The organism is Rhodocaloribacter sp., assembly GCF_056451265.1.
In genome coordinates, this window is record NZ_JBWOPL010000092.1 from 1 (window position 1) to 12,037 (window position 12,037).

The window sequence follows — 12,037 nt, forward strand, 5'->3', positions numbered from 1 at the left end:
CAACCTACGTTTTGCTCAAGTCCAAAGTGCATCCCGCGCTGATCTACGTCGGGCGTCGAGATGGTCTGGAGTTGCTGCGGTATACGAGGTCCGGCTGGCGTCTGAAGCCCGTAGAAGGCGTGAAGGAGGACATCCGCTCCATGGTGGAGGAGGAGGACGGGACGCTGTGGGTCGGCACCAAGCATGAGGGCGTTTTTCGTCTGCGCTTCGCCGAGGGGCTGGACGCTCCGCCCCGGCAGGAACGCTTCGACGCTTCGGACGGCCTCGTCGAAAAGGGCCTGACGGTCGTTGAAGTGGGGGGGAGGCCCCTGTTTTTCTCGGACAAAGATAAACGGCTGTTGCGCTATCGTGAGGAAGCCGAGAAGGAGGAACCGAAATTCTTCCCCGACCCGGAGTTGATGTCCCTGGTGGAAGCCGCGCAAGATACCTTGAAGGTTTTGAAGGAAGATGACGCGGGCAACGTGTGGATGGCCTACGCCGACCGTGTGGAGCTTGCGGTGCATCGGCCCGAAGGGGGATATGCGCGGAGGAAGATTCCGAGCCTGCGTTTCCCCGATATGAGCATCGAGACGATTTACCCCGAGCCTTCGATCACATGGTTGAGCAGCGGAAACAAGTTGCTCCGATACAACGCCACGCTCGATCGATCCGAGCCGATGCCGCCTCGCGTATTGATCCGGCGTATGGTGTTGACCGGACGAGACAGCCTGATCTTCGGGGGCGCATTTGCTTCTACGGGAGAAGCGCTTTCGATGTGGCAGGAAGATGCGTTCGTGCCGGTGCTGGCTCCCGATGAGAAAGACGTCGCGTTTGACGTGGCATCTCCCTCTTTCGTGCGGCCGGAAGAGGGGCGCTATCAGTATTTTCTCGAAGGGCGGGATGAGGCGTGGTCGGCGTGGGTCGCCGATGTCCGGCAAGCCTATCATAGTCTGAAGCCGGGTGTCTACCGGTTCCACGTGCGGGCGCGCAATGCGCAGGGCATCGTGGGCAAGGAAGCCGTTTTCACGTTTCGCATCCTTCCGCCCTGGTTTCAGACGTGGTGGGCCTATACGCTGTATCTGCTGACGGGGGTGGCGCTGCTCGGGTTCACGTGGAAGTACGTGCAGATGGTGCAGGCTCATCGTCTGGCCAAGCAGCAGGCGATCGATCTGGCGCGGGAGCGCCTCGTCAACGAGCGCCTGCAGCAGGCGAACGCGCATCTGCAGGTCGCCAACGAGCGGCTCAAGCAGGCGAACAAGCTGAAGGATGAGTTCCTTGCCACCACCTCGCACGAGTTGCGGACGCCGCTGACCGCCATCCTCGGCTTCACGGAAGTGCTGAAGTACGAGGTCCCGGAGGATGCGCCGTATCGCGAGTTCCTGGGCATCATCGAAGAGAGCGGCAACCGCTTGATGCAGACGCTTACCTCCCTTCTCGAAATCGCCAAGCTGCGGGCAGGCGTGCTGGACATCAACCTCGAACCGGTTGATCTGTCCCGACAGGCGCAGGACGTGGTGCGGATGCTCTCGGAACTGGCAAGGAAAAAGGGGCTCGTGCTCGAACTCGTCCCGCCGCCGGAGCCGCTCTATGCCTTGCTCGACGAGCATGCCTATGAGCGCATCCTGAGCAACCTCATCGGAAACGCGGTCAAGTTTACCGAAAAGGGCCGCGTGGTCATCGGCTTTGAACGGGCGGGGGATCAGGTGCGCGTGCATATCCAGGATACCGGCATCGGCATCGCGGAGACCTTCTTGCCGCATCTGTTCGAAGAGTTCCGGCAGGAGTCCGACGGCCTTTCGCGTTCGCATGAAGGAACGGGGCTCGGGCTGGCCATCACGGCCCGGCTCGTCAAGCTGATGAATGGCGAGATCACCGTACAAAGCCACAAGGGGAAGGGCAGCATCTTTACCCTCTCGTTCCCCGTCCACGAGCCGAAGCGCGCGCCGAAGCCCGGCAGCCGGTCGCTCGGTTCGGGCGATGGGTTGCCCTCGGGCACGGTGGCAGGGTAAGGCGGCGGCAGTTGCGTTTCGGGGAGGGCTGCGCTATACTTTTCGCGCCCACGACGCACGGCTCCCGAAGACGCACGGCCCCTGCGCTGCTCGCGGGTCCCGGGGACGAGTCCTCCCGCCGCTTCCCTCAGACCATAGCGATCGTTTGCGCGGCGCACGGTTGATCTCGCCCGCTGCGACGTCTTCCCGCCGGGCGGCCGCGCCGATGAGCCCCGCCTCTTTCGCCCCTTTGCTTCCTCGAGAAACATGCGCCTTGTCCTCTTGCTCCTTCCCGGCCTCCTGATGATGATGGCGGCCTGCCGTTCGGGTGGCGAAGCGGTGGAGCCCGCCGCCGTGATCTATACGAACGCGCGCGTGTGGACGGGTGCGCCGGAGACGCCCTGGGCGGAGGCGCTCGCCGTTCGGGGCGAAGCGCTGGCGGCGGTGGGCACGGCGGACGCCGTGACGGCGTGGCGCGGGCCGGAGACACGCGTGGTCGATCTCGGCGGGCGGTTCGTCATGCCGGGCTTCATCGACAACCACGCGCACTTCCTCTCCGGTGGATTTCAACTGGCGAGCGTGGATCTGCGCTCGGCGGATGCGCCGGAGGAGTTTCGTCGCCGCCTTGCCGCTTTTGCCGCGCGGACGCCTGCCGGGCGATGGATCACCGGGGGCGACTGGGACCACGAAGCATGGGGCGGCGCGCTCCCCGAACGGTCGTGGATCGACGACGTGACGCCGGAGCATCCGGTCTTCGTCAACCGCCTCGACGGGCACATGGCGCTGGCGAACACGAAGGCGCTCGCGCTCGCGGGCATCACGCGCGCGACGCCCGACCCCGAGGGCGGAACCATCGTACGCGATCCGGACACGGGCGAGCCGACGGGCGTCCTCAAGGATGAGGCGATGAACCTCGTCTACGCCGTGCTCCCGGACCCGACGCCGGCAGAGATGGACGAGGCGCTCGAACGGGCGACGGCGCACGCGCTCGCCCTCGGCGTCACGCAGGTGCACGACGTGGGCAGCTTCGGCGGATGGGACGACCTCGCGACGTACCGGCGGGCGCACGAGCGCGGCGCGCTCCGGCTCCGCATCTATGCCTTCGTGCCGCTCGCCGCATGGGCGCGTCTGGCCGCATACGTCGAAGCCGAGGGGCGCGGCGACGCGTGGCTGCGGTGGGGCGGCCTCAAAGGCTTCGTCGACGGCTCGCTCGGCTCGACGACGGCGTGGTTCTATGCGCCCTACGCCGACGCGCCCGAGACCGCCGGCCTCGTCATCACCGACACGACCGCGCTCCGGGCGAACATCCTCTCTGCCGACGCGGCGGGGCTGCACGTGGCCGTCCATGCCATCGGCGACCGCGCCAACGACTGGCTCCTCGACGTGTATGCGGAAGCCGAGGCGAAGAACGGCCCGCGCGACCGCCGCTTCCGCATTGAGCACGCGCAACACCTCAGCCGCGCCGCGATCCCCCGCTTCCGTCGTCAGAACGTCATCCCGTCGATGCAGCCGTATCACGCCATCGATGACGGGCGATGGGCCGAGAAGCGCATCGGCCCCGAGCGCATCCTCACGACGTACGCCTTCCGCACGCTCCTCGACGCCGGCGCGCCGCTCACCTTCGGCTCCGACTGGACCGTGGCGCCGCTCGATCCGCTCGAGGGCGTCTATGCCGCCGTCACCCGCCGCACGCTCGACGGCGCGAACCCGGAAGGCTGGGTCCCCGGGGAGAAGATCACCGTCGCCGAGGCGCTTCGGGCGTATACGTCCGCCAATGCATACGGCGGCTTTCAGGAGGCGCTCGTCGGCACGCTCGAACCCGGCAAGCTCGCCGACTTCGTGGTGCTCTCCGAGAATCCTTTCGAGATCGACCCCGTCGCCCTCAAAGACATCCGCGTGCTTCGCACCGTCGTCGGCGGCATGGAACGGTACGTCGCCGACTGAGCTTTCCCCGTTCGCTCCTCCCTGTTTTTCATGCGAAAACGAATGCGACAGACCTGGCGGCTGGTGCGGTTCACGGCCTCCATCCTCACACGGACCTCGTGGCTGTGGCTGACGGTGCGCTTCGTGCCGGAGGCCGAGCGGTCGGCCTACCGGGCGCGGCTGCAACGACAGGCGTGCGCGGTCTTTTGCCGGATCCTCGGCGTGCGCGTGACGCGGTCCGGCGCCTTGCCGGAGGCGAGGGCGGTGCTGGCCGTGAGCAACCACCTGGGCCTGCTCGACCCGTGGGTGCTTGCCTCGCAGATGTCGCTGGCCTTCGTGGCAAAGGCCGAGATGAACGACTGGCCCGTGGTCGGGTGGATCTGTCGCACGGTGGGCATCATCTTCGTCGCGCGCGAGCGCCGGATGCAGGCGAACACGTTCGTCGAACAGGTGCAAAGGCGGCTTCGGGAAGGGGTCCGCGTGCTCGTCTTTCCCGAAGGCACCACGAGCAACGGCGAGACGGTGATGCCGTTCAAGACGGGCGCCTTCGAGGCCGTGGCGGGGATGGAGGACGGCGCGGTGCTGCCGCTCTACCTGAACGTGCGTGAGGTGGAGGGGCGTCCGGCGACGGGGCGGCTGCGCGAGAAGATCACATGGGCCGATCCTTCGCAGACGATGCTTCAGAATTTCTGGAGCGTGCTCGGTTTGCGGAGCGTGCACCTGGAGGTGTGTGTCGGCACGCCGATCTCCACGGCCGGTCGCGATCGGAAGACGCTCGCGCGCCTCTCGCACGCGGCCGTGCTCGCCCTCGCCGAGGCCGGGCAAAAACAGCGCGCCGCGTGATTTTTGGAGAGAATGATTCTTTCGATCAAAGAAGCTCGTTTCCGCGCTGGAGCATGGGAACGAGTGGCGGAAGGCGGCGCACCCCTGACAGCGGGTTGAATGTGGAATGGGTGAGAAACCTTGAGGCGGAAGGAGGGCGGCCCCGTGAAGGCGAACGTGCGTGAGCCCAATGACGCGGCTCCTGATGCGCCGGAGACACCAATATCCGTGTGCGGCGAAACAATCCGTCCCGTCTCGGGTCGATGATAGATACCTTATCGCACACCATTTGTCTGTGAGATGAATTCATGGAAAGGCCGCGTCGCAACCGGGGTTCTTCACTTTTGATTGGCATCGGGCTGGTTTTGATCGGACTGCTGGCAGGGATTCTGGCCATGCTCTTCGTGATGAACCGGCAGGGGCCGGGCTTTCGAGGGCCGGTGGTCGAGCGCGTCGAGCTGGGCGGTCGGGCGCTGTCGGCGCGGGCGGCCGGGCCGGATTCGAGCGCGGCGGTGGCCGTCGCCGATGCGCGCACGCTCAACGAGCTGTTCAAGGAAGTGGCGGAGCGGGTCACCCCGACGGTTGTGTACATTCAGGTCGAGTCGAAGGGCGACGGGGGCGAGAGCTGGTTTCATAATTTTGACGACCGGCTGCGCGAGCGCGCGCCCCGTCAGAGCGTAGGCAGCGGCGTCATCGTCAGTCCGCAGGGCTATATCGTGACGAACAACCACGTCGTCGAGGACGCCGACGAGATCATGGTGACCCTTTCCGACAAGCGCCGGTATGAGGCGTCCGTCGTCGGCATCGACCCGAACACCGATCTGGCCGTGATCAAGATCGAGGAGGCGGCCGAAGATCTGCCGGTCGTCGCCCTCGGCAATTCGGACGAGCTGGAGGTGGGCGAGTGGGTGCTCGCCGTGGGCAACCCCTTCCGCCTGACCTCGACCGTGACGGCAGGCATCGTGAGCGCCCTCGGGCGGCAGGTCAACATCATCGAGGACAGCTTCGGCATCGAGGATTTCATTCAGACGGACGCGGCCATCAACCCCGGCAACTCGGGCGGCGCGCTCGTGAACCTCGCGGGTGAACTCGTCGGCATCAGCACGGCCATCGCCACGGAGAGCGGGTCGTACGAAGGCTATGGCTTCGCCGTGCCGGTCAGCCTGATGGAGCGGGTGGTGAGCGACCTGATCGCGCACGGAGAGGTGCAGCGCGGCTACCTCGGTGTCGAGATCGGGCAGGTGGATGCGCAGCGCGCCGAGCAACTCGGCATGGACCGCATCCAGGGCGTCTTTCTGAGCAACGTGTGGCGCGGGAGCGCCGCCTATAAGGCCGGCCTGCGCACCGGCGACGTCGTGCTCGCCATCGACGGACGCTCGGTCGACGCGCCAAACGAGCTTCAAAGCTCCGTCGCCCGTCATCGCCCCGGCGACCGGCTCGACGTGGAGGTCTGGCGCAACGGCGCCCGCGCGCGTTTCGCGGTGGAGCTTTTCGGCAAGGAAGACCCGGTCTATGACGACTGGTTCAGCGAACTGACCAACCAGCAGGCGCTGCCGGCGGAACCCGAGCCGGAAGCCGGTCCGGACGGGCGCGAGATCGTCGAGCTTGACGCGTGGGGCGTGGGCCTTCAGGAACTGAGCGACCGCGACCGGTACGTCTTCGGCGTCGAGAGCGGCGTCTACGTGGCGTACGTCACGCACGGCAGCCTTGCCGCCGCCGCCGGCCTGCCCCGCGACGTGGTGGTGCTCAGCGTCGGCGATGAGCCGGTGGACACGATCGACGCGGTCGAAGCGGCGTTGGCCCGCGCCGCCGAGACGGAGGACGCCGTGCTCGTCCGTGTCCGACGGCGCGACGGGGTGAGCGCCTTCTTCGAACTCGAAACTCCGGCAGGCGAATGAGCCGATTTGGGTTTTCGGCGTCCGGCTTTTAGATTACCACGTTTTCATGCGGAAGCCAGTCCGGCGAGGCGTCGGTCTGGCTTTGTTTTATCGGGTGGCAGTTATGATTCGATACCTGACGGCGGGCGAGTCGCACGGCGAGGCGCTCATCGGCATCGTGGAAGGCATGCCGGCGGGCGTCCCGTTGACGGCGGCGGACATCGACGAGCACCTGGCCCGGCGCTGGCTCGGCTTCGGACGCGGCGGTCGCGCCCGGTTCGAGCGCGACCGGGTGCACATTTACTCGGGCGTCCGCTTTTCAAAGACGATGGGCAGCCCCATCGCGCTTCGCATCGACAACGCGGCGCATCACCGGGACCGCTCCGGGTGGCCGGAGGTGATGGCCGTCGAGGGTGCGGGCGAGGGGGTCGTCCCGGTGACCCTGCCCCGCCCCGGCCATGCCGACCTCGTGGGGACGCAGAAGTACGGGTTCGACGACATCCGGCCCGTCATCGAGCGGTCGAGCGCCCGCGAGACGGCCATGCGCGTGGCGTGTTGTGCGGTGGCGCGGCGGTTCCTGAAGGCGTTCGGCATCGAGGTGGGCAGCCATGTGGTGCGCATCGGCGAAGTGGGTTACGAACGGCCCGAAGACTGGCGCGCGTCGGTGGAGGCGCTGCTCGAAGACGGAGCCGGGGCGCTCTACCGAGCCGCCGACGCGAGCGAGGTGCGCATGCTCGACCCCGACCTCTCCGCGCGGTGCGTGGCCCACATCAAGGACGTGAAGCGGGAGGGCGATTCGCTCGGCGGCGTCTATGAGGTGGTGGTGACGGGCGTGCCGCCGGGGCTCGGCTCGTACGTGCAGTGGGATCGCCGTCTCGACGGCCGGCTTGCGCAGGCCATCCTCTCCATACAGGGGCAGAAGGCCGTCGAGGTGGGGGACGGCGTGGCGGCCGCCGCCCGCCCCGGCTCGCAGGTGCACGACCCCATCCTCCTGGCCGAAGGCGGCTACGGGCGGCGAAGCAACCACGCCGGCGGCGTCGAGGGCGGCGTGTCAAACGGCATGCCTATCATCGTGCGCGGCTACATGAAGCCCATACCCACCCTCATCAAACCCCTCGACACCGTGGACATCGCCACCGCCGAGGCGCAGCCGACGCGCTACGAACGCAGCGACGTGACGAGCGTGCCCGCCGCCTCCACCGTCGCCGAAGGAACGGTCGCCTTCGTCATCGCCAACGCATTCCTCGAAAAGTACGGCGGCGACAGCCTCGAAGAGATCCGGCGGCGCTTCCCGTGAGACCGCCCGGCGCTTCGAGCGTCCGCCCGTCGGAAGGGCTTCCCGAAATGCCATGCAATTGCCACCCTTTCTTGACATATTGTGGCCAATTCATCCGAAACTATGGAGGGCGGGGCGGGGTTGGTATGTCGATTCCACCCGGAGCATGGGCCTGGCTGTTTTTTGAGCATCGTGGCTCCCCTCACCGACTTCTCTTAAACATGTTGCGGGATGGATGGAGGAATCCTGTAAAGGATTTCGTCGCTCTCGTCTCCATCCACTGCTTGATACACCATGAAAGACTCTCTTCTCTTTTTTTGTCGCGCGGCCTTTCGTAAAACGTTCGATTCGACGTGGCGCGCCGGGCTGATCCTGGTGATGGGGGGGATGGCGGGATGGGGCGGACACGCGCAAGCGCAGGCTACGGACGGTCGGATCGATCTTCAGATTTGCACCAGCGATGCCGAGACCGGCGCGTTTCTCGAAGGATCGAACGTGCGGGTGCGGAGGCGTCCGCGCACGGCCGATCAGCCGGAGGCCGAGAGCATTACGGGGCCGGACGGGTGCACGCAGATGATCGTGGCGGTGAACGTCGGTACGGAGGACGACCCGACCGTGCCCGACGCCTTTTCGACGAGCGCGCCGTACCCGAATCCCGTCGCCGACCGGGCGCTGATCCCGTTCGTCGTCGGCGACACGCAGCCGGTGGCCTTCGCCGTGTATGACGTGCTGGGCCGCCGCGTGACGCCGGCGTGGCGCGAGATGATCAGCGCGGGGCAGTACGCGATGGAGGTGAGCGTGGCCGGGCTGGCCGACGGCGTGTACCTCTATCGCTTCGAGGGTGCGGAGGGGGTCTCGACGGGACGTATGGTGAAGGTGGGCGGCGGTGCGGGCGCTTCGGCCTCGGTGCGGCTGACCTCGCGCCCGGCGGCGGCGCGGGTGGAGACGTCGAGCGCCGGGAAAAGCGCCGAAGTCTATCCCGTGCGCGTGTGGGCGAATCACGACGGCTATCAACAGGTCATCCGGGATCTCGACGTCGAACCCGGCGCATCGATCGTGGTGGCGCTTCCCAGGGCCGGAAGCTCGGGGGGGAGCGATGTGGGAGACAACGTGCCACTCATCGACATGGGCGACACGAAATATCTGGGCCTGTACAACGGCGGTCTCTACGGGGTCGGGGAAGTGGCGATGCCGCCGGAGCATGACGCCGAAGGCATCGCGCGCGGGCAGAGCATCGAACCGCTCGACGTCGACGGCAACCCCGATCCCAACGGCCATTACGTGCTCATGTCGATCGGCTTCTCGAACGCCTCGCAGGAGTGGTGCCACCCGTCGGATGCGCTCGTGGAATGCAACTCGTGGACGTTTGTGGGACAGGCGCTCGCCGACCCGGACGTGGAGAAGGATCATCTGGTGCTGGTCAACGGCGCGAAGGGCGGGCAGACGGCGCCGCTGTGGATCGGCGAAGAAGGTCAGGTGAACTATGACCGCATCCGAGACGTGCACCTGACGCCGCTCGGGCTGAGCGAGAAGCAGGTCGTGGCGATATGGCTGAAGGTGACGAACGCCGCACCGAAGGTCTCGCTCCCCGATCCCGACGCCGAAGCCTATCTCCTGAAAGAGCAGTATGCCGAGATCGTCCGGACCTTGAAGGAACGGTATCCGAACCTGAAGATGGTCTTCTTCTCCAGCCGCATCTATGGCGGATACGGCAACGAAGAGGGCGTGGATCTACACCCGGAACCCTATGCCTATGAGTCGGGCTTCGGGGTGCGGTGGACCGTCGAGGCGCAGATCAACCAGATGGCCGGAGAAGGCATCGACCCGGATACCGGCGACCTCGACTACAACACCGTCGCGCCGTGGATCGCGTGGGGGCCGTATACGTGGGCCGACGGCCTCAACCCCCGCAGCGACGGGCTGATCTGGGAGCGGAGCGACTTCGAAGACGACGGCACGCACCCCGCGCAAAGCGCCGAGGAAAAGGTTGGCGGGATGCTCCTCAACTTTTTTAAATCCGCCCCGCAGACGAAGTGCTGGTTCCTCCAGGACGGCGCGTGCAGTGAGACGGTGACGAGTTCGAAGCCGATCCCGCTCACGGAAATGACGACGGCCGACGAGTATCAGGGCTTTCAGGGCGGGTTGTATCCCGACGTGTCCAACGTCGCGCCCGAGGCGCACGCGGAAGAAGGGCTCGCCCGCGCCCGGAACATCGAGCCGCTCGACGTCAACGGCAACCCCGATCCGAACGGGAAGTATGTCTTCATGTCCATCGGGATGTCGAACACGACGCAGGAGTTTTGCGCGCCGAGTACGTCGCTCGGGTGCAACCCGTGGTCCTTCATGGGCAAGGCCGCCGTAGATCCGGAGGTCAACCATACCACACTGGCCATCGTCAACGGCGCGCAGGGGGGCAAGGGGGCCGACGCCTGGATCTCGGCCTCCGGGGATCAGTACGACCGCATCCTGAAGGAAGAACTGACGCCGCAAGGACTCTCCGAGAAGCAGGTGCAGGTGATCTACTACAAGAATGCCAACAAAGCCTCCGGCTCGCGCCCGAGCCTGCCCGACCCCGACGCCGACGCCTACCTTTACCTGGAGAACCTGGGCCTCACGGCACGCGCCCTCAAGGAGCGCTATCCCAACCTGAAGATCCTGTTTGTCTCGAGCCGCGTCTACGGCGGATATGCGCCGCTGACGACCAACAGCCCGGAGCCCTGGGCCTATGAGACGGGCTACTCGGTGAAATGGCTCATCGAAGCGCAGATCAACCAGATGTCCGGCGGCGGCGTCGATCCCATCGCGGGCGACCTCGACTACAACACCGTCGCGCCGTGGATCGTGTGGGGGCCGTATTTCTGGGCGGATGGCCTCACGCCGAGAAACGACGGCCTGCTCGACGGCCTCTACGACGGCCTCTTCTGGGAGCGCGACGACTTCGAAGCGGACGGCTCGCACCCCGCCCCGGGGCTGAACGAAGACGTGGCGCCCGGCAAGGGCGAAGACAAGATCTCCGACATCATGATGGGCTTCTTCAAGCGCACGCCCTTTGCCCCGTGCTGGTTCGTCGAGGGGGGCGTGTGTGAGCAATGAGGGAGGCCTGACGGAAACGCGCAGGAAACCTATTCCGGGAGAAACGCACAAAGGAAAGGGGCGTCTCCCGGCGCCCTTCGGCCCGGCTTCCGGCTCTCCCGCGCATCCCCGGTCATCCTTATGAACGCCGCCCCCGACGAAGGCATCCTGAAAGACCTCGCGCTGCTCTACGTGGCGCTGGCGCACGGCGCCGATCGGCGGCTCGAACGCGCCGAACTGGAAGTGATCGCCGACCGGTTGCATGCATGGCAGGACCGGGTCGCGAGCGAGACGGCTCTCGGCGCGATCAGGGTCGCGCTCGAAGCGTACGTAGGCGAGGCCTCACAGGCGCACATCGAACGGGCCATCGCGCATCTCCGCGAGGCTTGTCCGGAGGAACAGCGCCGCGCCATGCTCGAAGACTTCGTAGCCATTGCCCGGGCCGACGACGTTTTTCTCTACGAGGAGGCGCGCTTCATCGAGCGACTGGCCGCAGCGTGGGACGTGCGCCTTTCTGCGGAGGACGGCGGGAGGCTCTGGAACATCCTGGATGGCGGGCGCGCCGGAGACTGGACGCCGCTGCACGACCTCTCCCTCGTGTACCTGGCCGTGGCGCATCAGCCGGATCGGGCCATCGCCGCGCCGGAGCGAGAGGCCATCGTGAAGAAAATCAAGGAGTGGCTCCCCGAGGCCCGTGAGGCGGACGTGGACGCCGTGGTGCGCGAGGCGCTCCGCGTCTATGCCGACGCTCGCGATGAGACGGCGGTGACGCGCGCGCTCGCCTCGCTCAAACGCGCCGTCCCGGCCCACCAACGCGCCGCCCTCCTCGCCGACCTGCGCTACATCGCCTGCGCCGACGGCGTGATGCTGGTGGAGGAACGCGCGCTCATCGAGCGGATCGCCCACGCGCTCGGCCTCACGGAAAAGCCGGAAGCATGAACGCGCGCAAACGCAATGACGGCCCCGGGTCTCACTTCAGGAGGATCATGCGCCGGGTGTGTGTGAGCCCGCCCGCCTCCAGACGGTAGAGGTAGACGCCGCCGGCCGCTCCGGCGGCCTCCCAGCGCGCCTGATGCACCCCCGCCGGAAGCACGCCCTCG

General features: G+C 66.6%; 7 protein-coding genes. All 7 read left to right on the plus strand.

Annotated elements, in window-relative coordinates:
• The coding region (locus AC1HIY_RS15165) for a sensor histidine kinase (protein WP_479577643.1) at window positions 1-1,988 on the plus strand (1,988 nt) is incomplete at its 5' end.
• Between the two features lie 246 nt (window positions 1,989-2,234).
• A complete protein-coding gene (locus tag AC1HIY_RS15170; RefSeq protein ID WP_479577644.1) occupies window positions 2,235-3,911 on the plus strand; it encodes an amidohydrolase in 1,677 nt (558 codons plus the stop codon).
• Window positions 3,912-3,953: 42 nt separating this feature from the next.
• Complete coding sequence (locus AC1HIY_RS15175; protein WP_479577645.1) at window positions 3,954-4,733, plus strand: lysophospholipid acyltransferase family protein; 780 nt, start codon at window positions 3,954-3,956, stop codon at window positions 4,731-4,733.
• Window positions 4,734-5,020: 287 nt separating this feature from the next.
• Window positions 5,021-6,610 (plus strand): Do family serine endopeptidase, encoded by a 1,590-nt coding sequence (locus tag AC1HIY_RS15180; protein ID WP_479577646.1) that lies wholly within the window; start codon window positions 5,021-5,023, stop codon window positions 6,608-6,610.
• A gap of 103 nt (window positions 6,611-6,713) precedes the next feature.
• Complete coding sequence (gene aroC, locus AC1HIY_RS15185; protein WP_479577647.1) at window positions 6,714-7,886, plus strand: chorismate synthase; 1,173 nt, start codon at window positions 6,714-6,716, stop codon at window positions 7,884-7,886.
• A gap of 273 nt (window positions 7,887-8,159) precedes the next feature.
• Window positions 8,160-10,958 carry a T9SS type A sorting domain-containing protein gene (locus tag AC1HIY_RS15190; RefSeq protein WP_479577648.1) on the plus strand — a complete coding sequence of 933 codons (2,799 nt, stop codon included), beginning with the start codon at window positions 8,160-8,162 and terminating at the stop codon, window positions 10,956-10,958.
• Between the two features lie 120 nt (window positions 10,959-11,078).
• Complete coding sequence (locus AC1HIY_RS15195; RefSeq protein ID WP_479577649.1) at window positions 11,079-11,876, plus strand: TerB family tellurite resistance protein; 798 nt, start codon at window positions 11,079-11,081, stop codon at window positions 11,874-11,876.
• The last annotated feature ends 161 nt before the right edge of the window (window positions 11,877-12,037 follow it).